This is a genomic window from Phycicoccus ginsengisoli (assembly GCF_054779295.1).
Map to the genome: position 1 here is coordinate 143,099 of NZ_BAAGYN010000006.1, position 23,644 is coordinate 166,742.

The window sequence follows — 23,644 nt, forward strand, 5'->3', positions numbered from 1 at the left end:
TCCATCCACGATTACGGGGCGTCTCCTTGCGGTTGCTCATCACCGGCGGTGCCGGGTTCATCGGCTCCAACCTGGCTCGGCTGGCACTCGCCGGGGGACACGAGGTCAGCGTCATCGATGACCTGTCCACCGGGTACGCCGACAACCTCGACGGTCTCGACGTGCGCTTCGTCAAAGGATCGATCCTCGAGCCGGCAGCCCTGTCCGAAGCGATGGCGGGTGTCGATTCTGTCGTGCACCTCGCCGCCCTCGGCAGTGTTCCCCGAAGCATCAAGGACCCGATTGCTTCGCACGCCGCCAACGCGACGGGCACCCTGACGGTCCTCGAGAACGCACGGGCGCACGACGTCGAGCACGTGATGGTCGCGTCCTCGTCGTCTGTGTACGGACTCAACCCCGCCCTGCCCAAGAACGAGCGCGAGTGGGTCCGGCCGATGAGCCCCTACGCCGTCTCGAAGCTGGCGACCGAGCAGTACCCGCTGGCCTACCAGCAGTCCTACGGCATGAAGACGATGGCGTTCCGCTTCTTCAACGTTTATGGCCCCCGGCAGCGCGCGGGGCACGTGTATGCCGCGGTGATCCCCGTGTTCATCGACGCTCTCCTTCGCGGCGAGGCGCTTCCGGTCAACGGTGACGGGACGAACTCCCGAGACTTCACCTACGTCGGAACGGTGTGCCGCGTTCTCCTGGACGCCGCGCAGCGTCGCGTGTCGCACCCGGAGCCGGTCAACCTGGCCTTCGGCACCAACACCACGCTGACGCAGCTCATCGCCCTCATCGAGAGTGCGGCCGGCGTGAAGGCAGAGGTGGTGCACCGCGACCCCCGGCCGGGCGACGTCAAGCACTCTCAGGCGGACAACGCCGTCCTGCGCGGACTCTTCCCTGACGTCGAGCCCGTCTCGCTGGAGCAGGGTCTGAACGACACCATTGCCTGGTTCAAGGAGAACTCGTGACCACCAACCTCGTCGTCGTAGGGCAGGGATACGTCGGCCTGCCGATGGCCCTCCGTGCTGCCGAGAAGGGCCTCACCGTCGTGGGGCTCGACACCAACACCGGCGTGGTCGAAGCCCTCAACGCCGGGGTCTCGCACATCGACGACGTCACGGAGACCGACCTGCGGGCCGGGCTGGACGCCGGCTTCACGGCCAGCACCGACGCTGCGGTCATCGCCGAGGCGGACGTCGTCGTGGTGTGCGTGCCGACGCCCCTCAGCGAGGACGGTGGACCGGACCTGGGCGCAGTCGAAGGCGCCGCCCGCGCGATCGGCGCACACATCCGGCCGGGCACCCTCGTCATCCTCGAGTCCACCACCTACCCGGGTACGACCGAGGAGGTCTTCGCCCCGCTCGTACTCGGCGACGACCTGGTAGCCGGTAAGGACGTGCACATCGCGTTCTCGCCGGAGCGCATCGACCCGGGCAACCACGAGTTCGGGGTGAAGAACACGCCCAAGGTCGTCGGGGGACTCACCCCTGAGTGCACGCGCGCCGCAGCGGACTTCTACGCCCAGTTCATCGATACGGTCGTCGAGGCGAAGGGGGCGAAGGAGGCCGAGATGGCCAAGCTTCTCGAGAACACCTTCCGGCACGTGAACATCGCCCTCGTGAACGAGATGGTCCGTTTCTCCCACGAGCTCGACATCGATCTCTGGGATGCGATCAACTGCGCGGAGACCAAGCCCTTCGGCTTCATGGCCTTCCGCCCCGGCCCGGGCGTGGGTGGACACTGCATCCCGGTCGACCCGTCGTACCTTAGCCACCGGGTGAAGGCCCGCCTCGGGTATGCCTTCCGCATGGTGGAGCTGGCTGAGGAGATCAACATCGCGGCGCCGCTGTACGTCGCAAACCGGGTGTGGCAGGCGCTCAACGACCGCCGGGTGGCGGTCAACGGAGCGAAGGTCCTGCTGCTGGGGGTGACGTACAAGGCCAACATCTCGGACCGGCGCGAGAGCCCCGCCGACCCGCTGGCCAAGCGCCTTCTCGAGTGGGGCGCGGACGTGAGTTACCACGACCCATTCGTGGCCGAGTGGACCATTAAGGGCGCGGGCGACACCCGCCTCACGTGTGTCGACGACCTAGACAAGGCACTCGAGTCGGCCGACATCGTCGTGCTGCTCCAGAACCACCACGAGTACGAGGCCGACTCCCTGTCACGGCGCGCCGGCGTCCTGCTCGACACCCGGGGTGCCTTCGAGGAGTCGGCGGTCGTCGAGCGCCTCTAGGGGCGATGAGCATGCGCGACCTGCCGCAGGAAGTCCCGCAGGCGGCGGCCCTGAGCGGCATACCCTCGCGTCCGCCACACGAAGTCCCGGGCGGCTGCGCCGCGGCGCCGTCGCTCGTCAGCGGTGAGGTCGAGGACCTCCTCGATGGCGTTCGCCAGCCCGTCAGCGGTGTCGTCGGCCCAATGCAGGTGGTCGCCGTACTCCGCGGGTATGCCGGGTAGGCGCGTGCTTATGACTGGCGTTCCCGACGCAAGGTACTCCATGAGCTTGGACGGAAAGGAGTAGCGGACGAAGTCCTGGTCGACCGGGCGCGGCTGCACGAGCACACTGGCACGGCGGTACTCGGCCAGCACCTCCTGACGCGTGGCGAACCGAGTGGGCTCGACCCGCCGGTCGGTCTGCGCCGCGGCGTCGATCGCCTCGGCCAGCTCGCCACGGCCGAGCGTCCGCAACACGACGTCCGGGTGGTCGAGCCGCTGGACGGCGTCGAGCAGCAGACCAGCGCCGTACGGTCCGCTGAGGCCGCCTGCGTACATGACGACGTGAGGTTGCTGCTCTGAGATGGAATCTGCTGGCGGTTCCTCCTCGGGGAGGTCGTCGACGATGCCCTCCATCACGAGCGGCGGGAGGCTGGGGGCGTAGTGCTCAGCCAGTGCGGCCGTCAGGGCCACGACGCCGTCGAGCCTGGCAAGCAGGCCCCGGACCACCGCGATGTCGAGCCGCTTGAGTGCCCGAACCAACCGTGAGTCGTCGGGCAGGACGACACCTGGCGGATCGGTGAGGATCACGACGAACGGCGTGGAGAGAAGCCGACGGGCCAGTACGCCGTACAGCAGGTACGGGCTGTGGACGCCATGGACAAGTACCACATCGGGCCGCTTGCGGCGCAGAAACCTCGTGCCGGAGGTCAGGCAGGACCAGAACCGCGTGATGTGCTTTGCGAGCAGCAGGTTGACGAAGCCCAGCGTGCGCCCCTCGACACCATTGGCCACGAAGGCGCTGCCGCGGACTGCGACGCTGGGGTTGCCCGGATAGCTGGTCAGCGGCTCCGACGACAGCAGGGAGACGCTGAGGCCCGCCGCCCGGAGCGCCCGGACCACTGACCAGGCGAAACTGTGCGTCTGGGTGGGCATGTGAGCGTCTGTCTGGAGGATCTCCGCCACGCGCTCGTCCGAAATCGTGAAGCCAAGCAGGACGATTCTCATTGGCGGTCCGTGTCTGTCAGGATCGCCTGGTACATGCGGTCCCAACCTCTCACCATGTGATCCTCGGTGTACGAATTTCGGATCACGTCTACGCCTTGCTGACCTAGGGAGGTCCGTAGTCCCGGTTCCCGGACCAGCCGTTCGACTGCGTCCGAAAGCTGCACGCGATCACTCACAGGTACGAGGATGCCCCCGCCTTGCTCGAGTACCTCCACGTTACCTCCGACGGCACTGGCCACAACCGGCAGCCCCGCCGCCATCGCCTCCAGCAGGGCGTTCGACAGGTTCTCGTGGAGAGTGGGAAAGGCGAAGACATCACATGCCTGAAGAATGTCCTGCACGTCGTGCCTTCGGCCCAATGCGACCAGCCTGAGGCCAGGCACGGCGGTATAGGCCGCGGTGATTGTTGCCGCATCGGGGCCGTCACCAACGAGAACGAGGACAGCCGAGGTGAGCGCCTTTTGATCCAGCCGCCCCAAGGCGTCTGCCAACTGCAGATGGCCCTTCTCGAGGCTGAGCCTGCCCACGACGACGACCCCCACATCACTCGGGGATAGTCCAATCCCAGCCCTCTTTTTTGCACGATCGGCCGCCGTTACCGGCAGCGGGACGTTGACTCCGTTGGGGACGTACCCACGCACGTTCTCGCGCACGCGATCGAGGAAAGTCCGGTCGCGCATCGCTCGACACACGGCTGCGACGTCAGTCGCCATCGAGAGTGTGGCGGGCTCGATCCCGCGAACGAGAACACCCTGCCGCAACCGGTTGGTCGAATGGCTTAGGTCGCGCACTGTCCCATGGATACTGACGAGGATCCGTGGGCATCGCGCCACCCGTGCCGCGAGCACACCGTGGAACCCTTCGTTACCCAGTCCACGAACGTGGACGAGATCTGGGCGCACCTCTCGCAACATTGAAGCCCACGCCTGCACAAGTGGGAGGTTGATGCCACCAGCCGGGCCGGGCTGGTGCATGCGGACAAACTCGTAGCGGTCGGACAGCGGCGACCTCAGAAGGCGTTCCAGGGCTCCGATCGGACCACCCGAACCGGTGTCGCCGAACGAATGTTGGACGATGACGGGCTTAGACGGGGTGCTCAACTCAGCGTCACCAGCCAAGCACGAAGTGCTGGAGCCCACGCACCGTAGTGCAGGTGCGCGGCGGTCTCCCGCGCCCTTAGGCGCAAGGAGTGGAGCTCGGGATCAGTAAGTCCGTTGGCCCGCCGCAGCGCCGTGGCAACGGCGTCAGCGGTCACTTGTCCGTCGGCACCCGTCTCACAGATGACTGAGTTGTCGAGGTCCCTCAGGTAGTCCGCGAGGTCGCTCGTGATATTGGCAAATAGGGGGCAGCCGGCGGCGAGGCTCTCGGGCACCTTCGACGGGAATCCCGCCTGTGCGTATCCCGCTCGTGGCCTGAGAACGACCGAGAAATCGGCCTCGCGGAGTTGACTGAGAACTTCTTCACGTTCGAGCCTTCCCAGGACCTGCACGACATTGCCGAATTTCGACACCCTGTCGGGACCGACATCCTCATTGGCTGCGAGTTGATTCGAGTCAGTACCCGCGACCCGCAAAAGGATCGGGCGGGGGGCGCCGTCCTGATCCATGACAGCGTCGACGAGGACTCCTAGCTGGTCCTTGTTGGAGGGACTGCCAATATAGAGCAGGGTCAGTGGATCTCGAGGGTCTCGGGGTGATGGGGTGGCGTACTCAGCCATGTCGATCAATGGGGGTATCCGGAGCACGGGTCGCCGTTCCGCATAACCTCCCTCCAAAGTGCGTGAGATCGCAATTACGCCGTCAGGAAGGATCTGTGAGAGGCGCGAAGTCCATCGGTGGCGGACGAGATACGGCGAGCGCCACCCCGACGGAAACTGCTCGACGTCGTGTCGTTCCACAACATCGCTGATCATGGTGACCCGCAGAAGGGTGTGCAGCACCAGGTGCGCACCGAGGGTATACAGACCAGACGCGAAGGTTGCGTAGGACCGTCGGCCCGGTGACCTGAGGCGCCTTATCGTGTTGGCGAGGCGAACGGGCCGGTTCAAGCGCCGCACGAACCGTCTCGATCGCGATGCGCCCTGTTCGCCGATGCAGACGTAATCGACTCCGTCGTAAGCACCGATCGTGGACGGCCGACCACCGTCGGTAGGTGGCGCATCATTAATTACGAGCGGGTTGTATCCGGCCGCTGCTGCGCACTTCGCAAGTCCTAGCATGCGATTCGCCGAGGCATCTCCAGCCGGGTAGCGAAAGGCGCCAATTACGAAAAAGTCGTAACTTCTGGCGCCGCTGCCAAGGTTAGTCACGCGTTGATCCTTGCTTGCCTTCGGACAATGCAGGCGCGCCCTCGCGAAAGCGTATGACTCGCGCAGGAACCCCGCCCACGATCGCATAGGGAGGCACATCTCGGGTCACGACGGCGCCAGCCGCGATCACGGCCCCATCCCCGATGTGCACTCCGGCAAGAATCACGGCGCGGGTGCCCACCCAGACGTCACTGCCGATTACGACGCCGGGATCGTCCTCTGTGCTCTTCATGTCATCTGTGACATCAATCATTGGAAGTCCGGCCACCTCTGTCCGATGGTTGCCTCCCCGAATCGTCACCTCGGGCCCGAACATGACGTGATCACCAATCGTGATCCTGCTGCGAGTGGCTAGGAGGACGGGTCGATACCCGAGATCGACCCGATCGCCGCAGAAGATCGTGTCGTACGAGTACACGCCGTCGGGGTCAAACCGGAAGTCGGTGCCCACGTGTCCGAAGCGACGAGCCGACACAGTGCCGTGGGACCAGCGACGTGCCCTGGCCACAAAGCTGAACGCGGCATCGAGGGGTCGGGCGATAAAGAGGGCAAAGGACGAAAGGCGGTCCGTCTGTGCGCGCATCATGCATCTCCTTCTCCATGGGGGACCTCCGCCGCTTCACTAGCTCAAGCCCCGACGATCCTGCGACGAATGCCTGGGTGCCTATCGGCTTAGCGGTATCTCGGCCCCCGCCTGGGGTAGATCTCCCGCATCGGTGGTCGGAGTCGCATCGAGGGCAGGGGCTTGGCGATTTGCAGGCGGGCAGGACTCGGCTTTCGTCGCCTGAGTGCGTACATTATCAACAACGAAACGAATGCAATGAGGGAGGGTCGCCCTGTGCCAATTTGGTTGTTCGCTGGAATGTAGGCAATGCACAATACTTCTTGGCACAACAACAGCACGCTAAGACGGTCTCGCTGGAAGACGCTTTCGAACCACAACTTAGCAAGCCACCAGCCCAGGAGACCCATGAAGACGATAGTCCCAGGGAATGTTATATCCGAGGCCAGCCAAGGATAAATGGTGGCCCAGAACTGCCCTTGAGGCCAGCCGGTCCGCACCTCGGTTCGAGCGGGATAGGTGTTGTCAACCTGGGACTGCCCCCCAAAATACTGACCCCAGTAGCTGTCGAGAGCTCTGGAAGCGCCTAGCCCCTTGGTCCACTGGAAATCCGTTCCTAGGTTATAGGACAGCCCTAGGTATCCATGGGTGGGGTAGAAGAGGGTTGCGCTCACCCCACGGCCGATGTCCGGACCCATGATGGAAGTGACAATGGGATTGGGCTCGAAGAGCCGTTGGATTCCAACTGCCTGGATTCGCTGCGCTTGATTGAACGCCATATATGAACCGAAGGTCGCAATCAACAGCGCCATGACGATCTTCGAACCCTTTGAGGCACGACGCTTCCCGGCGCGACCCCAACCGCCTTTGGAGCGAAGGAGCAAGGCAGTGAGGGTGAAGATAAGTACATCTCCTAGCCCTTTGAGCGTGCCGATGAAGAGGAAGAAGGAGCAGTAGATCGCCAGACCTAATGCTGCAAAAATGCGCAAGGCCAACTTCAGGTCGCGCCAGTACAGAATGGCGAAAGGAATTAGCGGCGTAGAACCAACCGCAAACAATGTCAGTATCTGGACCGCGGGGTTTCGAACTCCTTCGGCTGTCTGCATCTCGTAGACACTGAACTTTGCGAAATATGCCGCCCCGGGATGAGTTATTGCTTGAATGACGTCGCCGGGGGTAGCGGCTCCGTACGTGCGAAGCAAGGCGATGCCGTATGCCATGTAATATGCGGCGCTCAGTCCAATTATGAGCGGTAGGTTCCGCGGCGCCTGCGGGGGTTCAGCGGGTGCCAAAAGTAGGAACTGCTTCAGGCGCGCAACCTTGAGCAGATATCCAGTTACAAAAGCCGCGACAGTCAGAGACACAAACGTCGTCAGCTGAAACATGCTCTGGACTTTGCCAGTTTGCCCGACAACCAGAAAAAGGAGGAACGTCCCGAGAAGGTAGACGGCGGAGTAGTAGAGGGGAGTCGCGAGCTTCGGCCCTCGCGCTACTCCTCGATCCGGCGCTGCGTTCGATCGAGAGATAGTCACTTTGTTTCTCGGTTCGTACTGTCAAAGTGTCTGCGAAGGGCTGCTTCCTTCTCTGCCCCTGCAAGGTGTCCGAGTCCCAGAGACTTCTCCCTCATTCGTGCCAAGTAGTCATCCGTGGTGCACAGCAGTTTTGCGGGTACCCCTCCCACGACCGAGTTCGCAGGCACGTCGCGTGTTACTACCGCCCCGGCCGCGATGATGCTCCGATCGCCGATTCGCACGCCCGGGAGCACGATAGAGCGAATTCCGAAATACACATCGTTGCCAACAACAATGGGGGCAGTCCACTCGAGGTCAGGGACCTCTTTCCTGAGGATGAGCGTGCCGCCATCGTGCGTCACGAACTGTACGCCTGCGGTCACGTATACGTTGTCGCCCAGCGTGACGAGCCAAGGCTCCGAGCCGAACATCGCACGGTCGATCCCGTAGAACCGCACGCGACCCCGGAGCTGCACACCGATCATCCTGGCAAAGGCTTCGGGGTCGGTTGCAGCGAGGCGGCGATCGTTCAATCTGCGAAAAATGGCCCGCGCGTTCGTAAGAAATCTGCTCACTGTTGCCCCGATCCCGACAGCGTCTGCTTGAGAGTTCGGCGGTAGCCGACGTGAACTGCGGGGCCAAGAAACGCCATGTATGCGGCTGCCCCGGTGAGCGCGAGTCCGGCAAGCCCCGCCTTCTGAGCCGCGAGGAGTTTGAGTGGGATCCCGATTAGTACGAATGCTAGCCAGCCCAGCACCTGCGGCCGAAGGTAGCCACGCGCGTTCTGGACCATCAGGCGCGGAGAGGCGATGGCGAGCATGAGCCACCATAGCGAGAGTCCCAGCAGCATCCCGGGGCGACCGGAGACGTCAACCGAACTCCAAGCTCTAATGAGGTGAGGACCGAACGCAACCAAGCAGACGGCTGGAACTGCCACCGCGGCGCCCGACAGCAACGTCATGCGGGAAACGGTGCGTTTGACCCATTCGGTCTCACCGCGTGCGAGAGCGTCGGCGGCAGCTGGCCAGAGGGGGAGATTGAGAAGGGACACAACTAGGCCCAAGGCGGTGAGAAGCTTGGCAGGCACCGCATAGGTGGTCACCTCGGCCAGTGAAAGCGTGTGGGCGACTATCAAGTTGTCTGAATTGATGGCGACTGAGGTCAACACCGACACCAGAAGGAATTGCCCGCCCAAGCTCATTAGACCGCGCACGGCGTTCCGACTTACTCTTCGCGCCGTCGGCCGGAGTTCCCGGTTTCTCGAGAAGAACCAGATGGCGTTTATCGTGTTGGTGAGGGGCAGCGCGAAGCTCGACGCCGCGATGACCTCGATCGGCGCTGCTGTGAGGGCGACCGCAGCCCCAGTAGTGGCGATCGTCAGAAGGCCAGCTGCCGCCTGCCACAAGTTGCTCTGACTGACTTCCTGCCGCGCGTATTGAACCCGCTGTACCAAGGAGAGGGGGATGTTGATCAGGAACGCGGACAGGCAGATGAGGGCAACCGCGCGAGCCTGCCCCGATGTCTGAGCAGTGGTTGCCCCGAGAAGCCGCGTCCAAGGGATCCAAGGCGCGCACAGCCATATAGCTCCAATTAAGGTCAGTGACGCCGCCCCGAGCAGAGCGTAGGTAGTAGATATGAGTCTCGAGGCGCCGCGAGTGTCGCCAACGGCCAGTCGCTCGCCGAGTTGCGTCATCAGACCATTGCCTAGGCCAAGATCCGCCCACATGACCATCGCCGCTACAGCGCTCACCGCCATCCATAAGCCGTATGTCTCGGCCCCTAGGTAGCGTAGGGTGATAGGGATCAGCACTAGTGGCCCAACCGCCGCGATTCCGCGACTGATGAATGACGTGAGGATCCCGCGTCTCAGCTGACTCGACCGTGTCAGGCCCGCAGCGGCCATCGCCGGGTCGCTTTGCGATGCCTCTTCTGGACCGATCACCCTTGCTGCCATCCCCGTCTAACCCCGAATTCCGGCCCAAGCGCGGTGACGTCCTCGGGTCGAGAGAATGAAACGCACGGCTCGCTCGGAGCAGTTGTCGATCGCATAGTCAGCGGGGACGTGCTGGCCGGCGCTCCGGTCGTGCACCACGACCTCAACCGCCTCCACGACGTTCTCCGGATCCAGGCCCGTCATGATGATTGCCCCGGTATCCAGGGCTTCGGGGCGCTCGATGGAGTCGCGCAGCGTGATCGCCGGGAAGCCGAGGACTGACGACTCCTCACTGATGGTGCCGCTATCCGACAGGACACACAGCGCGTCCTGCTGGAGGCGCACGTAGTCGATGAAGCCGAGCGGCTTGTGGAAGACGATTCCTTCAGGGAGTTCGCGACCGAGAGCCTCCAGGCGATTGCGGGTCCGCGGATGGGTCGAGACCAGGACAGGGACCTGGAACCTCTCGTGCGCAGCCACCAGGCAGTCAAGCAACTGGCCGAGGCGATCCGGGTTGTCGACGTTCTCCTCACGGTGCGCGGAAACCAGCAGGTACCGGCCTTGCTCGAGGGAGAGGGTCTCCAAGATGCTGCTCGCCTGGAACTGCTCCCGATGATGCAGGAGCACCTCCTTCATGGGCGATCCAGTGAGAAGGATGCGACGGGGATGCAGCCCTTCTGACAGGAGGTTGCGACGGGCGTGCTCGGTGTAGACCAGGTTGAAGTCGGCCACGTGGTCGACCAGCCGCCGGTTGGTTTCCTCGGGGACGTTCTCGTCGAAGCAGCGGTTGCCGGCTTCCATGTGGTACACGGGGATCCGCATCCGCTTGGCCATGATGGCGGCGACGCAGCTGTTGGTGTCGCCCAGGACTAGGACGGCGTCGGGTTGCTCCGTCAGCAGGACCGCCTCGGCCTTGATGAGCGTCTCCCCGAGGACGCGACCGAGGCTGCTCGTGTCGACCTCGAGGAAGTGGTCGGGCTTCCGGATGCCCAGCTCGTCGAAGAAGATGCCGTTGAGCTCGTAGTCGTAGTTCTGCCCGGTGTGGACGAGCACGTGGTCGACGGTCTCATCCAGACGGGACATCACCCGGGAGAGCCGGATGATCTCCGGTCGGGTCCCGACGATGGTCATCACCTTGGTCATGCGCTGGCCTCCACGGCTACAGGCTCCCAGAACGTGTCCGGGTTATCAGGATCGAAGAGCGAGTGGGTCCAGAAGAGGGTGGTCAGCTCGGTGTCACCGGTGTTGGTGATGTTGTGGACCCACATGGTCGGCATGTCGACCACCGCCGGCTCGGCGCCGTTGACGTCGAAGGACACGACCTCTTCCGTGCACACCCGGCGCAGGGAGATGCGTGCCTGACCGCTCAGGACGACGAAGCGCTCGACCTTGCTGAGGTGGAAGTGCTCGCCGCGGGTGATCCCCGGCCGGGTGGTCGAGACGAAGGTCTGGCCCTGGCCACCGTGGGCCCGAACGGTCTCCACTAGGCGCCCGCGGTCGTCCGAGTGCGCCGTGAGGGTGATGGGGTAGTGCCCGGGGAACAGGGCGGCGCGGTAGGTGTTGAACAGGTCCACGCGCAGGGCGGTGTCGAGGGCGGGGATGTCGCCCGTGGCATACAGGCCGTGGAACTCGCGCAGCAGCTCCCAGACCTCGAGGACGCTCGTGGGCGTGCCCTGGGGCTCGAGGCGTCCGGCGGGGGCCAGTAGGCCGTCGAGCAATGCCCGGGCGGCCCGCTGGGCGTGCAGCAGATCCACGGGCCGGTCCTGGATGGAGGGCTCGTTCCCGTCGATGGCGGCCTGGACGAAGGTCGCAACGAAGGAGTTGTACGACGGACGGCCGTGCTCGCCGAACAGGTTCGGCAGCATCACGTTGACGAACGTGCTGCCGGTGTCCGCGCTGGCCGCTGCGAGGAGCTCGGCCGCCTGCTGCTTCCCGGCGCCGTACGGGGTGCCGTTGCCGCTCTGGATCGAGTTGGCGTTGACCAGCTGCACGGGTCGGCCGGCCTCGCGGACCGCGGCGGCCAGGTCCTCGGACAGCCGGACGTTGCCCAGCCGGACCTGCTCCGGGTCCTCAGCTCGGTTGACGCCGGCGATGTGGATCACGGCGTCGGCGGAGTGCACCTCGTCCGCCAGGGAGCCCCAGCTCTCCCGCGTGACGGCGACCACCTCGTGGTCCGTTTGGGCGCGCAGCCGGGCCAGCGTGTGCCAGCCGAGGAAGCCGCCGGCACCCGTGACGAGGACCTTCACGGGCGGACCCCGGCGAGCAGGGTCTGCATCTCGGGCAGCTTGAGCAGCAGTTGCTTGGTCTGCTCGACGTCCATCCGCTCGGTGTTCTCGGAGGTGTAGTCCTCCACGGCGACCGCGTCGCGCTCGCCCTCCTCGAAGTACAGCTCGTACTCGAGCGAGCGCGCATCCAGCGGGACGCGGTAGTAGTCGCCCTGGTCGTTGGACTTGAGCATCTCCTCACGGCTCAGGAGCGTCTCGTGGAGCTTCTCGCCGTGGCGGGTGCCGATGACGCGGATCTGCGGGTCGTCGACGCCGAGCAGGGACGCGACTGCACGCGCGAGGACGTCGACCGTGGAGGCCGGCGCCTTGCGGACGAACAGGTCGCCGGGCTCGGCGTGGTTGAACGCGTGCTCGACCAGGTCCACCGACTCCTGCAGGGACATGAGGAAGCGGGTCATGCTGCGCTCGGTGATCGTCAGCGGCTTGCCCTGCTGGATCTGCTGGACGAAGAGCGGGATGACGGAGCCGCGCGAGTACATGACGTTGCCGTACCGGGTCACTGACACGGTCGTCTTGGAGTGCGGGTTGTTGCGGGCGAACGCCTGCGCCGTCTTCTCCATGAGGGCCTTGCTCATGCCCATGGCGTTGACCGGGTAGACCGCCTTGTCGGTGCTCAGGCAGACGACCGAGCGGACGCCTACACGGGCAGCTGCCTCGATGACGTTGTGGCTGCCGGTGACGTTGGTCTTCACGGCCTGCTCTGGGAAGAACTCGCAGGACGGCACCTGCTTGAGGGCAGCCGCATGGAAGACGAAGTCGGTGTCGACGAAGGCGGACAGGACGCTGTCGTAGTCGCGGACATCGCCTAAGAAGAAGCGCAGTCTCGAGTCCGAGAAGCGCTTGCGCATCTCGTCCTGCTTGGCCTCGTCGCGGCTGAGGATGTGGATCGTCTCCACCCCCCGACCGAGGAGGTGTGCGGCCATGGTGGAGCCGAAGGAGCCGGTCCCGCCAGTGATGGCGATGGTCGCCCCTTCCATGTTCTCGGAGTGCACTACCGCGTCCTTCCAGATGCCAGAGAGGTCATGAGCATTGCTTCGAGTCGATCAAGTCCAGCGTCGGCAGAGAACTGCTCCTCGAACAGCGCCCGGGCGTTGGAGCCCATCTCCGCAAGCCTCGGGTCCGTCGAGGAGACCAGCGAGCGGATCGCCGAAACCGTACCTTCCAGGTCGCCGGGGGGAGCCACGACCCCGGCGTGGTGATGATCGATGAGGGCGGCTACGTCGCCGGCGGCGTGCGCAAGGACCGGCTTCCCGAAAGCGAAGGAGCTCTGCACCTTGCTCGGCATCGTGGCTCGCAGGAGGGGTGTGTCCTGAAGGGAGACGATCTGCACGTCGGAGGCGTGGATGTAGGCACCGACTCTCTCGGAGGGGAGGCTACCCAGAAAACGCACGTTGTCGAGACGGGAAGTCTTCGCCAGGGCTTGAAGGCGTTCACGAGCGACACCGTCGCCCAGAACCACAAGTTGCGCCTCAGGAACATGGCCGAACGCCTCGATCAGAGGGTCGAGGCCCTGAAGCTCTCCCACGTTGCCCGCGTACATGAAAAGGCGGCCCTCCGGAAGACCAAGAGCGGCCCGGCCGTCGGGACTGATCGCGGAGACATGCTCGTCATCGATCCAGTTGGGCGTGTCGAAGATCTTGGAGCTCGGCACCCCCCGATGAATCAGGATGTCGCGCATGCTGGGGCTGATCACGCCGATACCCGACGCCTGCCGATAGGTCCAGGAGCAGAACCGGTTCAGCACTCGTTCGATGCCTGCGACGACGCGGCCGCTGCCGACGAAACCGCTCTGGGTGACGCTGTCCGGCCACAAGTCTTGGATGATCAAGCAGGTCGGTGCGTGCCGAGGCCACCGGGACAACAGCGCCGGCATCGCGGCGGTTGCCGGGGACGAGTACACGAGCCAGGCGTCGGGTCGGGGGAGCCGGGTCCAGCCGACAACCGTTGATGAGGCCGCGAAGGATACGTAGTTCAGCATCCGCTGCACCGCTGATCGATCGTGGCTGGGGTGCAGGGGTGCGCGGTGGACGGTCACGGAGCCCACCTGTTCACGACGATAGGGACGCAGGGGGTAATCGGGGTGAAGGACCCCCGTGGGATAGTTCGGAAAGCCCGTCAGCACATGGACCTCATGTCCCCGAGATGCAAGACCAGTTGCGATGGCCGATGCCACCACCGTGCCTGGCTCGGGTGGGAACCACTGCGTCACCACTGCGATCCTCATCGCGCGGGTACCCCCATGACGGTGAGACCGGGAGACACGCTTCTCGTCACCACAGCCCCGGCCCCCACAATGGCCTGCGGACCTACCTCGAGACCTTGCAGGACCGTGGCGCTAGCTCCAACGAGAGCGGAGGCGCCTACCGTCACGAAGCCAGAGATGCATGCCTGCGGGTTCAGCCGCACAAAGTCGCCAATCGTCGTGTCATGGCCAACGGTCGCGTTCTGGTCGATGTGGACGTGTCGCCCAATGTCGATGTTCGTGCTCAGCCGGGCACCTGGCGCGATGACTGTGCCCGCCCCCAAGCGAACGTCTCGTCCAACCGTGGCGTCGGGATGGATCAACACTGGGTACACAGGTGCAACAGGTTCAAGTCGCCGCACAATGGTCCGGCGAGCCATCGCATCACCAATTGCGATGACAACGGTGGGCTCGGCCGGTTGCGTCAGCAACCAGTCGAGCGTTCCGACCAACCGGGAGCCAGCTCTCCCCACGAGCGAGGCGAGCTCGGCCGAAGGCGAGTCGTCCACCACGCCTTCGACAGCATGGCCGGTGGCGCCGATGATCTCGATGACTTCACGTCCGAATCCTCCACCGCCGACGACGACGATCCCGGTCACGGCGTCCGCCCATCAGACGCCGATCCCATGAATTCCGATGTCGTTGCGTGCCCCTCAGCCGTGACTCCGTGTCGTCGGACCACCTGCCTGACGGTCCTCAGCGCGATGGCCAAGTCCAGGCGAGGGGAACAATGGTCGGCGTACTCGACGTCGAGGTCCAGCTTGCGTTCCCACGTGATGGCGTTGCGGCCTGAGACCTGCGCAAGCCCCGTCATGCCGGGTCGTACCTCGTGCCGCCGGGCCTGGTGCGGCGAGTATCGATCCAGGTACTGCATGAGCAGTGGCCGCGGGCCGACGAGGGACATGTCTCCGCGGACGACGTTCCACAAGGTGGGCAGCTCATCCAGGCTCGTCGACCGCAACCAGGCGCCGAACCGTGTCATCCGACTCTCGTCATCGGTCCATCCGCGCTCGATGTCCACCGGGAGCATGGTGCGGAACTTTCGCAGCTCAAAGGGTTGGCCCTGCAGCCCTGGTCTCGCCTGGCGGAACACGACCGGAGACCCAAGTCGGCGTCGTACCGCAACGGCCACGACCGCCTGGAGGGGCATCGAGAGCACGAGCGCGGGGATCCCAACAAGCAGGTCGAGGGCGCGCTTGCCCGGATAGCCGACCATGATCAGCGCACGCCGAGGGCGGACCGCAACTCGATGATGACGCGGTCGATGTCGCCATCGCCCAGCGCAGAACCGCTGGGAAGGGTCACGCCACGAGAGAACAGCTGTTCGGACGCGCCTGTTGCAAACACGCGCTCGTCAGCGAACACAGGTTGCAGGTGCATGGGCTTCCACAGGTGGCGCGCCTCGATGTCGGCCGCGTCGAGATGCTTGATGACGCCACATGCATCCGCCATGTCGGGGTCGATGACGATGCAGGTCAGCCAGCAGTTGTCGACGTACTTGCTGTCACCGTCGAGGCCAAGAAACCGCACCTCGGGCACGTCGGCCAGGGCCTCCTGGTAGCGATCACGGATCGTGCGTCGGCGAGCGATCATGGCATCAAGTCGGGACAACTGCGCCCGGCCGAGGGCCGCCAAGAGGTTCGACATGCGGTAGTTGAAGCCGACCTCGGTGTGCTCGTACCACGGCGCTGGTTGGCGAGCTTGGGCCGAGAGGTACCGGGCGCGGGCCACGACCTCGCCGTCGTTCGAGAGCAGCATTCCCCCGCCCGACGTGGTCATGATCTTGTTGCCGTTGAACGACAGGGCGGCCGCACGACCGAATGAGCCGGCCGCTCTCCCGTCCAAGGAGGCGCCCAACGCCTCTGCGGCGTCCTCGACGAGGGGAACGCCCCGCGACAGGAGTCCATCAACCAGTACTCGGTAGTCCGCACAGCGCCCGAACAGGTCCACGGTCATCACAGCGGCGACGTCGGCGCCCTCGGCCCTCAGTGCGTCGACCGCATCCAAGAGCAGCTGAGGGTCAACGTTGCCGTCGTCCAGGCGTGAGTCGACGAAGACCGGCGTAGCACCGGTGTAGACCACGGCGTTGGCGCTGGCCGCGAACGTCATGGACGGCAGCACGACGATGCGCCCGGGCTTGGCCCCGGAATCGAGAAGCGCTAGGTGCAGAGCAGCCGTGCCCGAGGACAGGGCCAGGGCGTGGGAGACGCCAGTCCGCTCGGCGACCTCGGCCTCGAACGCATCGACGTCGGGACCCAGGGGTGCAACCCAGCCAGAACGCAGGGCGTCGAGGACGTAGCGCTCCTCGACATCGGTGACGTCCGCCCTGGACATGAAGATCCGTGACATCAGAGGGCGCGACTCCTGTCGGCGATGGTCGTGGCCTCGCGTCGCATCCACTGGGCGGCGTGGGTCGGCTCGGCGTGGGTGGTCAGGGCCACCTGGCCGGCGTCGATCGCCGGCACCTCGACACTGCTCACGAGTGGGTGGGCGGTGTGGCGACGCTCCTCGTCAGGGGAGAAGAGCTCTTCGCCGAGCTTCTCGCCCGGGCGCAGGCCGGTGTAGGTGATCTCGATGTCGCGGCGGCCGCTCATCCGGATGAGGGTCTGGGCGACCTCGACGATCTTCACCTGCTCGCCCATGTCGAGCACCATGACCTCGCCGTCGGAGCCGATCGACGCGGCCTCGAGCACCAGCTGGCACGCCTCGGGGATCAGCATGAAGTAGCGCTCGACCTCCGGGTGGGTGACGGTGATGGGGCCGCCTCGCTCGATCTGGGCGGTGAACGTGTGGACGACGGAGCCGCGAGAGCCCAGGACGTTGCCGAACCGCACGGAGACGTAACGGCCGGGCTCGCGGTGGGCGAAGTCGGCCGTGAGCCGCTCGGCGACGCGCTTGCTGTAGCCGAGGACGCAGCTCGGGTTGGCCGCCTTGTCGGTAGAGATGTTGACGAACGAGCCGACGCCGACCTCGGCAGCCGCCTGGAGCACGTTGTGGGTCCCGATGACGTTGCTCTTCCACGCCTCGAGGGGGTTCGCCTCGAGGAGGGGCAGGTGCTTGAGGGCGGCGGCGTGGAACACGATGTCGGGCCGGGTCTGGGTGAAGACCTCGCGCATCCGGGCGACGTCGCGGATGTCCGCGAGGACGACGGTGTCGGTGTTGAGCAGGCCCTGGCCGTCGAGGCTCATCTGCGTCGACTGCAGGCCCGACTCGTCGCGGTCGAGCATGTAGAGCTTGGCGGGGCCGAAGCGGGCGATCTGCCGGCACAGCTCGGAGCCGATCGAGCCTCCGGCGCCCGTGACGAGGATGCTCTTGCCGGCGATCTGGTCGGCGATGACGGCCGTGTCGAGGTCGACGGGGCGGCGCCCGAGGAGGTCGGCGACATCGACGTTGCGCAGGTCGCCGGCGGTCGGCCGGCCGCCGATGATGTCCCTGATGGGCGGCAGCAGCAGGACCTGTAGCCCGGCGTCCTCGCCCAGCTGGGTCAGCTCGCGGATCGTCGGAGCCTCGGCCAGGGGGAGCGCGATGATGAGGACCTCGGCGTCGTGCTTGGCCGCCACTGCCGCCATGTCGGTGCGCGTCCCACGGACCCGGACGCCTTCGAACCGCAGGCGTGCCTTCGCGCGGTCGTCGTCGAGCAGGGCCACCGGGGCGTAGCCGCTCCCGGCGTCGCGGATGAGGCTGCGGGTGAGGCGGCGGCCGGCCTCGCCCGCGCCGAACACGATGGCGCGCTGCTCCGCCTTGTGGATCAGGGCCTGCCGGGCACGCCAGGACCGGATGATGAAGCGCGCCGCGAACATGCCGATCATCGCGAAGGCCGGCGCCGTGAAGGGCACGCTGCGGGGGATGGGGCCGAGGTGGAGGGCGAAGACGAGGGTCAGGAGGACGAGGGTGGTGAGGGCCACGGTGCGACCCACGTCGTAGGTCTCCTCGAACGACCCTCGCTCGTGCCCCACGGCATACGGCCCGAAGACCGTGCCGAAGACGAGCTGCGCCAGCATGGCTGCCACGGCGAACCACAGCATGGCCGGGCTGATCGTCTGCTCCAGCCGCAGGTCGAACCGGAACCAGGCGGCGAGGAAGATCGCGACGACCCAGGCGCCGGAGTCGATGAGGGCCCAGCTCCAGCGGGTCAGGCGCTCGCGACGCTGACGTCCCCTGCTCGGCGGCATCGCACGGCCCTTCCACCTTGGTTGCCCGACAAAACCATCAGGAGTTTACAGGTGGTTTGGGTCGGGTATGCGCAGGTCTACTAGTCCGTTTGGTCCGTGTTGGACCCTCCGCAGGCGCCTGACCTGCGAAGACCGACCCAGAACGGTCAGCTCGAGGCGTCCACCCGCTGGGCCAGCTGGTCGTAGTAAGCCCGGCACTCGGCATACGAGGGAAGCAGTCCGGCAACCTGCGCCTGCGCCAGCGTGGGCGCGGCGGCGTCCTTGGGGGACAGCAGTGGTGACTGCAGTCCCTCGGGAAGGGTGAGCCCGACCTCGGGGTCGAGCGGGTGGAGGCCGTGCTCGCGGCCCGGGTTGTAGGGCGCGGTGACGAGGTACATGGCCGTGGTGTGGTCCTCGAGGGCGACGAAGGCGTGTCCCATGCCCTCGGGCAGGTAGACCGCGCGGCGGTCCCGGGTGTCGAGCAGCACCGAGTCCCACTGGCCGAAGGTGGGGGAGCCGACCCGGATGTCGACGACGAAGTCGATGAGGGAACCGGTCAGGGCGGTGATGTACTTCGCCTGCGACGGGGGCACGTCCGCGAAGTGGATGCCCCGGACGGTGCCCCGGGACGACACCGAGACGTTGGTCTGGACGATGTCGGGCACGTGCCCCACGTGCTCGGCCAGCAGGTCGCCGCGGAACGACTCGAGGAACACCCCCCGGTCGTCCGGGAACTGGCGCGGGGTGACCTCGAAGGCGTCGGCCACGGAGAGGGGACGGATGTGCATCACGCCTCCACCCGGGCACGACCCTCGGCCAGGACGCTGTGCAGGTAGCTGCCGTAGCCGCTCTTGGCGAGGGAGTCGGCGAGCCGCTCGAGCTCGTCGTCGGTGAGCCAGCCGTTGCGCCAGGCGATCTCCTCGACACAGCCGATCTTGTGGCCCTGCCGCTGCTGGACGACGTGGACGAACTGCGAGGCGTCCATGAGCCCCTCGAATGTGCCGGTGTCGAGCCACGCGGTGCCGCGCTCCAGGACCGTGACCGTGAGGGTGCCCCGCTCGAGGTAGGCGTTGTTGACCCCGGTGATCTCGAGCTCGCCGCGGTCGCTGGGCTCGAGGTCGCGGGCGATCTGGACCACGTCGTTGTCGTAGAAGTACAGGCCCGGCACGGCGTAGGAGCTCTTCGGCTCCGCGGGCTTCTCCTCGATCGAGAGCACCTGCCCGTCCTCGGCGAACTCCACCACGCCGTAGGCCGACGGCTCGGTCACGTGGTAGGCGAAGACGTGGCCGCCGGTGACCTCGGTGTTGTCGCGCAGGGCAGTGCCGAGACCGGTGCCGTAGAAGATGTTGTCGCCGAGGACCAGCGCCACGGAGTCCTGGCCGATGAAGTCGGCCCCGATGACGAACGCCTGGGCCAGGCCCTCGGGCCGCGGCTGCACGGCATACGAGAGCTCGATGCCCCACTGCGAGCCGTCGCCGAGGAGCCGCTGGAACTGGTCGGCATCCTCCGGGGTCGTGATGACGAGCACCTCGCGGATGCCGGCCATCATCAGGGTCGACAGCGGGTAGTACACCATCGGCTTGTCGTAGATCGGCATGAGCTGCTTGCTGATGCCCAGGGTGATCGGGTGCAGTCGGGTGCCCGATCCGCCGGCCAGGATGATGCCCTTCATGCGGCGACTCTAACGGTCGCGCGCGCCCGCGGGGGCAGCCGGGGCCTGCTCATCGGGTACCCTTCCCGGGGTCGCGGAGCCGGACTGGGCCGCCGATCAGGGCGTCGAGGCATCGGCGTGGAGGCAGGGCGGGGCCCGGTCCCAAGGCTTCAACGGGAGGATCTTCGAATGGCTGTTCGTGACGCGACGGGGCCTCTTGCCTATCGCGGTCTCGTCTGGAACTTCGCCGAGCGTGACCTCCGTGCGCGGTTCAAGGGGACCGCGCTCGGGTGGGCCTGGTCGCTCGTGGTGCCCCTGGCCACGCTGCTCACGTACACGGTCGTCTTCGCTGTCATCTTCCGGGCGGCGCCACCGGACTTCGGCTCCGGGCGCAAGGGCAACTTCACCGTCTGGCTCCTGGCCGGCCTCGTTCCGTGGACCATGTTCGCCACCTCCATCAACACGGCCATGCCGACGCTGTTGGCCACCGGGCCGCTGCTCAAGAAGATCTTCTTCCCCTCCTACGCGCCCATCCTCGGCTCCGTCATCGCCGTGCTGATCCAGTCGGCGATCGAGCTCTCGATCCTGCTCGTCGTCCTCGTGGTGCTCGGGAACGTCGCCTGGACGTGGCTGCTGGTGGTCCCCTGGGCCGTGAGCTTCGTCGTGTTCATCGCCGCGATGTCCCACATCCTGTCGATCCTGAATGTCTACTTCCGGGACCTCGTCCACATCATCGGGGTCACCCTGCAGCTGCTCTTCTACATCTCGCCCATCATCTACCGGATCCAGATCATCCCCGAGGAGTGGCACGGGCTCCCGCTGCGGCTGGTGATCTCCGCGAATCCGATGACCCAGTTCATCCAGGTCTTCCGGGAGCTGGTCTACGGTCTCAACCTCCCGCCGGCGCACGCCTGGCTCTACTGTTTCGGGAGCTCCGCAGTGGCTGCCGGCCTGGCGATCCTGGTCCATCGAACCCGCGGCCTGGACCTGGGGGAGGAACTGTGAGCAAGAATGCGAGGGGCCCGGCGGTCCGGGTCGAAGGTGTGTCCAAGCGATTCATCCTCCACACCGAGAAGAGGAACTCTCTCAAGGAGCGTCTGGTCAGGGGTTCGGGCAAGACCGACGGGGAGTTCTGGGCGCTTCGTGACGTCAGCTTCGACGTCGAGCGGGGGACCACCTTCGGTCTGGTCGGTCACAACGGCTCGGGCAAGTCGACGATGCTCAAGCTCTTGGCCGGAGTCCACCGACCCACGTCGGGGCGGGTGGCCACCACGGGCCGGTTGTCGGCGTTGCTCGAACTCGGCGCCGGCTTCCACGGCGAGCTCACCGGTCGCGAGAACATCTACCTCAACGGTGCCATCCTCGGGCTGTCCCGACGCCAGATCGAGGCGTCCATGGACCAGATCGTGGACTTCGCCGGGATCGGCGACTTCATCGACTCGCCGGTGAAGGTCTACTCCAGCGGGATGTACGTCCGGCTCGGGTTCTCGATCGCGGTGACGATCGAGCCCGAACTGCTCATCGTCGACGAGATCATCGCCGTGGGGGACGAGGAGTTCCAGCGCAAGTGCTTCGACCACCTGTTCGAGCTGCGCAAGCGGGGCACGACGATCATTCTCGTGTCGCACGCCCTCGGCCTGGTGCAGGACCTGTGCGACCAGGCGGTCTGGCTGGACCACGGGCACATGGCTGCCCTCGGTGACTCCCGCGACGTGGTGCAGCAGTACCTCGACGCGGTGAACACGAGTGAGGCGGCGGCGGCCGACGCCGCCGGCGTGGTCGAGGCACCCGAAGTGCCCGGGGCCCATGCCCGACTCGGGTCCGGGGAGGTGCGCATCACCGCGGTGGAGTACCTGGACGGAAGTGGTGCGGCCACCCCCGTCCTGCTCACCGGGGAACCTGCCGGATTCAGGTTGCACTACGAGGCCAAGGAGCCGCTGCGGGACGTCGTCTTCGGGCTGGGCTTCCACCACGAGTCGGGCGTCATCGTCGCGGGTCCCAACTCCGGGGTGGGCGAACCCGTGGTGCCCGAGCTGCAGGAGCGCGGCACCGTCGACTTCACCGTGCCTCGGCTGAGCCTGCAGCCCGGGGTCTACGAGCTCTCCGCCGCAGCCGTGTACAGGGGCCACACCTACGACTACATCGACCGAGGTTATGAGCTCAGGGTCCGTGGGGTCCCTTCGGGCGAGCCCGGGCTGACCCGGATGTTCGGGGCGTGGACGAGCGACCGCGTCGCCTCGGGACAAGGAAGGACATCGCATCGTGCTGACCTCTGAGGAGACGTCCGTCCTGCTGCACTCGTGGCTGACGGACTTCCCGGACCGTGCCAGGAACGTGCTGGTGGAGTCGCAAGGCCTCACCGATGAGGAGCGATCGGCGCTCTGGGGGGCCCTGACCAGTGAGCCGCAGGCCACCGCACTCGACCGGCTGGGCGAGGCGATGTCGTCGATCGGGGCGCCGCAGGACCTGGTCAACGAGGTCTACCGCGCCGCGTTCTACGCAGGCCCGCACTGGGCAGCCCTCGTCGACGACACGCTCTTCGCGCACTTCGCCGCGAACCGGGCGGGCAAGGTCATCGACAAGTGGCCGCACTACTTCCCCGTCTACACGCGGTACCTGTCCAAGTACGTCGGCCGGGCCCCGCGTGTCCTCGAGATCGGCGTGTACCGCGGCGGTTCCATGCAGATGTGGTCGCGCTTCTTCGGCGAGGGTGCGCAGCTCGTGGGCCTCGACATCGACGAGGCTGCCCTCGTGGCGGCCCGTGACTCCGCCGCGGCCTACACCGTGGTGCTGGCAGACCAGGAGGACCCCGAAGCCCTTGCGCGGGTCGCCGACGAGCACGGTCCCTTCGACGTCATCCTCGACGACGGCGGCCACACGATGACCCAGCAGATCGTCTCGGTCGAGACGCTGTTCCCGCGACTGGCCGAGGGCGGCACCTACATCGTCGAGGACTGCCACACCTCCTACTGGCCCGAGTACGGCGGTGGCCTCGATCGCGAGGGGACGTTCATGGAGTGGGCGAAGGCCCGCCTCGACGACGTGAACGGGTACCACTTCGCGGGGGGTGTCCACCCGCTGTGGACCCGCCACGTCGACGGGATCCACGTCCACGACAGCCTGGTGGTCCTGGAGAAGGCGCATCGCTTCGCTCCCTTCAGCGAGCAGACGGGCGGGGCAGAGTTCGCCTTCGGCACCCGGCGCCAGTCCGCCATCGCCTCGGAGGTGGTCGCGACGCGCCAGGCCGCCCTTGCCGACCGGGACGTCGCACGAGCCGCGTTGGTCGCGGCCGAGGAGCAGCACGCCACCGAGCTGGCCCAGGCCCGAGAGGCGATCGACCAGGAGCGCTCACGCACCGAGAACGACCTGCGAAGGCTGCGGGGTGAGCTGCGGGGTTACCGCGACCGCCTCTCGGAGGCCGAGAAGAAACTGGCCGAGACCGACGCCGAGCTCGAGCAGACTCGGAACAACCTGCTCGAGTCGTGGCAACACGTCCGCGAGATGCGACAGACCGTCTCGTGGAGGGCCACGGCCCCCGTCCGGCGGCTCCGCCGACCACGGTGATGGGGCCGGGA

At 66.0% G+C, this 23,644-nt stretch carries 21 protein-coding genes and 1 pseudogene; 5 read left to right on the plus strand and 17 right to left on the minus strand.

Annotation, left to right across the window (positions count from 1 at the left end):
- Positions 1-26: 26 nt before the first annotated feature.
- Positions 27-953, plus strand: coding sequence for an NAD-dependent epimerase/dehydratase family protein (locus tag ACYVDO_RS11840; protein WP_460936065.1), 927 nt, complete (start codon positions 27-29; stop codon positions 951-953).
- Positions 950-2,221 (plus strand): nucleotide sugar dehydrogenase, encoded by a 1,272-nt coding sequence (locus tag ACYVDO_RS11845; protein WP_460936066.1) that lies wholly within the window; start codon positions 950-952, stop codon positions 2,219-2,221. Before ACYVDO_RS11840 ends, ACYVDO_RS11845 begins: the two co-directional genes overlap by 4 nt.
- Here ACYVDO_RS11845 and ACYVDO_RS11850 read toward each other — a convergent pair.
- The 17 genes and pseudogenes from ACYVDO_RS11850 to rfbA form a co-directional block, all read right to left on the minus strand.
- Entirely contained in the window at positions 2,218-3,354 is a 1,137-nt protein-coding gene (locus tag ACYVDO_RS11850; RefSeq protein WP_460936068.1) for a glycosyltransferase, read from the minus strand. The two genes, ACYVDO_RS11845 and ACYVDO_RS11850, sit on opposite strands and share 4 nt — an antisense overlap.
- A 68-nt stretch (positions 3,355-3,422) precedes the next feature.
- On the minus strand, positions 3,423-4,544 hold the full coding sequence (locus tag ACYVDO_RS11855; RefSeq protein ID WP_460936070.1) for a glycosyltransferase family 4 protein: 1,122 nt from the start codon (positions 4,542-4,544) through the stop codon (positions 3,423-3,425).
- On the minus strand, positions 4,523-5,365 hold the full coding sequence (locus ACYVDO_RS11860) for a glycosyltransferase (protein WP_460936071.1): 843 nt from the start codon (positions 5,363-5,365) through the stop codon (positions 4,523-4,525). Before ACYVDO_RS11860 ends, ACYVDO_RS11855 begins: the two co-directional genes overlap by 22 nt.
- 412 nt (positions 5,366-5,777) lie before the next feature.
- Positions 5,778-5,936 (minus strand): annotated as a pseudogene (locus ACYVDO_RS11865) (DapH/DapD/GlmU-related protein); the annotation flags it as partial.
- Positions 5,937-6,406: 470 nt separating this feature from the next.
- Positions 6,407-7,681, minus strand: a complete 1,275-nt coding sequence (locus tag ACYVDO_RS11870) for a hypothetical protein (RefSeq protein ID WP_460936073.1) — start codon at positions 7,679-7,681, stop codon at positions 6,407-6,409.
- Positions 7,682-7,824: 143 nt separating this feature from the next.
- Positions 7,825-8,292, minus strand: coding sequence for an acyltransferase (locus ACYVDO_RS11875; protein ID WP_460936075.1), 468 nt, complete (start codon positions 8,290-8,292; stop codon positions 7,825-7,827).
- A gap of 86 nt (positions 8,293-8,378) precedes the next feature.
- Positions 8,379-9,761, minus strand: coding sequence for a lipopolysaccharide biosynthesis protein (locus tag ACYVDO_RS11880; RefSeq protein WP_460936077.1), 1,383 nt, complete (start codon positions 9,759-9,761; stop codon positions 8,379-8,381).
- A gap of 6 nt (positions 9,762-9,767) precedes the next feature.
- Positions 9,768-10,883: a non-hydrolyzing UDP-N-acetylglucosamine 2-epimerase gene (wecB, locus tag ACYVDO_RS11885; protein ID WP_460936079.1), complete on the minus strand. Its 1,116-nt coding sequence runs from the start codon at positions 10,881-10,883 to the stop codon at positions 9,768-9,770.
- On the minus strand, positions 10,880-11,986 hold the full coding sequence (locus ACYVDO_RS11890) for a polysaccharide biosynthesis C-terminal domain-containing protein (RefSeq protein ID WP_460936081.1): 1,107 nt from the start codon (positions 11,984-11,986) through the stop codon (positions 10,880-10,882). Before ACYVDO_RS11890 ends, wecB begins: the two co-directional genes overlap by 4 nt.
- The gene (locus ACYVDO_RS11895; RefSeq protein WP_460936418.1) at positions 11,983-13,002 is read right to left on the minus strand and encodes a polysaccharide biosynthesis protein; all 1,020 of its coding nucleotides are present in this window, start codon (positions 13,000-13,002) and stop codon (positions 11,983-11,985) included. The genes ACYVDO_RS11890 and ACYVDO_RS11895 overlap by 4 nt, the downstream gene beginning before the upstream one ends.
- A 14-nt stretch (positions 13,003-13,016) precedes the next feature.
- Complete coding sequence (locus tag ACYVDO_RS11900; protein WP_460936083.1) at positions 13,017-14,249, minus strand: glycosyltransferase family 4 protein; 1,233 nt, start codon at positions 14,247-14,249, stop codon at positions 13,017-13,019.
- Positions 14,246-14,866: a NeuD/PglB/VioB family sugar acetyltransferase gene (locus tag ACYVDO_RS11905; RefSeq protein ID WP_460936085.1), complete on the minus strand. Its 621-nt coding sequence runs from the start codon at positions 14,864-14,866 to the stop codon at positions 14,246-14,248. Before ACYVDO_RS11905 ends, ACYVDO_RS11900 begins: the two co-directional genes overlap by 4 nt.
- Positions 14,863-15,483, minus strand: a complete 621-nt coding sequence (locus ACYVDO_RS11910) for a sugar transferase (RefSeq protein ID WP_460936087.1) — start codon at positions 15,481-15,483, stop codon at positions 14,863-14,865. Before ACYVDO_RS11910 ends, ACYVDO_RS11905 begins: the two co-directional genes overlap by 4 nt.
- Before the next feature lie 2 nt (positions 15,484-15,485).
- The gene (locus ACYVDO_RS11915) at positions 15,486-16,616 is read right to left on the minus strand and encodes a DegT/DnrJ/EryC1/StrS family aminotransferase (RefSeq protein ID WP_460936089.1); all 1,131 of its coding nucleotides are present in this window, start codon (positions 16,614-16,616) and stop codon (positions 15,486-15,488) included.
- Positions 16,616-18,439 carry a polysaccharide biosynthesis protein gene (locus tag ACYVDO_RS11920; protein ID WP_460936091.1) on the minus strand — a complete coding sequence of 608 codons (1,824 nt, stop codon included), beginning with the start codon at positions 18,437-18,439 and terminating at the stop codon, positions 16,616-16,618. Before ACYVDO_RS11920 ends, ACYVDO_RS11915 begins: the two co-directional genes overlap by 1 nt.
- A 146-nt stretch (positions 18,440-18,585) precedes the next feature.
- On the minus strand, positions 18,586-19,206 hold the full coding sequence (locus ACYVDO_RS11925; protein ID WP_460936093.1) for a dTDP-4-dehydrorhamnose 3,5-epimerase family protein: 621 nt from the start codon (positions 19,204-19,206) through the stop codon (positions 18,586-18,588).
- Complete coding sequence (gene rfbA, locus ACYVDO_RS11930) at positions 19,206-20,090, minus strand: glucose-1-phosphate thymidylyltransferase RfbA (protein ID WP_460936095.1); 885 nt, start codon at positions 20,088-20,090, stop codon at positions 19,206-19,208. Before rfbA ends, ACYVDO_RS11925 begins: the two co-directional genes overlap by 1 nt.
- A 168-nt stretch (positions 20,091-20,258) precedes the next feature.
- Between rfbA and ACYVDO_RS11935 the strand changes: the two genes are divergently transcribed.
- The 3 genes from ACYVDO_RS11935 to ACYVDO_RS11945 are packed head-to-tail and all read left to right on the plus strand — an operon-like array spanning position 20,259 to position 23,633.
- Positions 20,259-21,074, plus strand: coding sequence for an ABC transporter permease (locus tag ACYVDO_RS11935; protein ID WP_460936098.1), 816 nt, complete (start codon positions 20,259-20,261; stop codon positions 21,072-21,074).
- 38 nt (positions 21,075-21,112) lie between these two features.
- The gene (locus ACYVDO_RS11940) at positions 21,113-22,345 is read left to right on the plus strand and encodes an ABC transporter ATP-binding protein (RefSeq protein WP_460936100.1); all 1,233 of its coding nucleotides are present in this window, start codon (positions 21,113-21,115) and stop codon (positions 22,343-22,345) included.
- On the plus strand, positions 22,332-23,633 hold the full coding sequence (locus tag ACYVDO_RS11945) for a class I SAM-dependent methyltransferase (protein ID WP_460936102.1): 1,302 nt from the start codon (positions 22,332-22,334) through the stop codon (positions 23,631-23,633). The genes ACYVDO_RS11940 and ACYVDO_RS11945 overlap by 14 nt, the downstream gene beginning before the upstream one ends.
- Positions 23,634-23,644 lie beyond the last annotated feature (11 nt).

Excerpts from the sequence above, each read along its gene's own strand:
- rfbA (WP_460936095.1), bottom strand. The coding sequence starts at position 20,090 with ATGAAGGGCATCATCCTGGCCGGCGGATCGGGCACCCGACTGCACCCG.
- ACYVDO_RS11915 (WP_460936089.1), bottom strand. The coding sequence starts at position 16,616 with ATGTCACGGATCTTCATGTCCAGGGCGGACGTCACCGATGTCGAGGAG.
- ACYVDO_RS11910 (WP_460936087.1), bottom strand. The coding sequence starts at position 15,483 with ATGGTCGGCTATCCGGGCAAGCGCGCCCTCGACCTGCTTGTTGGGATC.
- ACYVDO_RS11900 (WP_460936083.1), bottom strand. The coding sequence starts at position 14,249 with ATGAGGATCGCAGTGGTGACGCAGTGGTTCCCACCCGAGCCAGGCACG.
- ACYVDO_RS11875 (WP_460936075.1), bottom strand. The coding sequence starts at position 8,292 with ATGATCGGTGTGCAGCTCCGGGGTCGCGTGCGGTTCTACGGGATCGAC.
- ACYVDO_RS11850 (WP_460936068.1), bottom strand. The coding sequence starts at position 3,354 with ATGCCCACCCAGACGCACAGTTTCGCCTGGTCAGTGGTCCGGGCGCTC.
- wecB (WP_460936079.1), bottom strand. The coding sequence starts at position 10,883 with ATGACCAAGGTGATGACCATCGTCGGGACCCGACCGGAGATCATCCGG.
- ACYVDO_RS11895 (WP_460936418.1), bottom strand. The coding sequence starts at position 13,002 with ATGGAAGGGGCGACCATCGCCATCACTGGCGGGACCGGCTCCTTCGGC.
- ACYVDO_RS11880 (WP_460936077.1), bottom strand. The coding sequence starts at position 9,761 with ATGGCAGCAAGGGTGATCGGTCCAGAAGAGGCATCGCAAAGCGACCCG.
- ACYVDO_RS11925 (WP_460936093.1), bottom strand. The coding sequence starts at position 19,206 with ATGCACATCCGTCCCCTCTCCGTGGCCGACGCCTTCGAGGTCACCCCG.
- ACYVDO_RS11920 (WP_460936091.1), bottom strand. The coding sequence starts at position 18,439 with ATGCCGCCGAGCAGGGGACGTCAGCGTCGCGAGCGCCTGACCCGCTGG.
- ACYVDO_RS11870 (WP_460936073.1), bottom strand. The coding sequence starts at position 7,681 with ATGTTTCAGCTGACGACGTTTGTGTCTCTGACTGTCGCGGCTTTTGTA.
- ACYVDO_RS11935 (WP_460936098.1), top strand. The coding sequence starts at position 20,259 with ATGGCTGTTCGTGACGCGACGGGGCCTCTTGCCTATCGCGGTCTCGTC.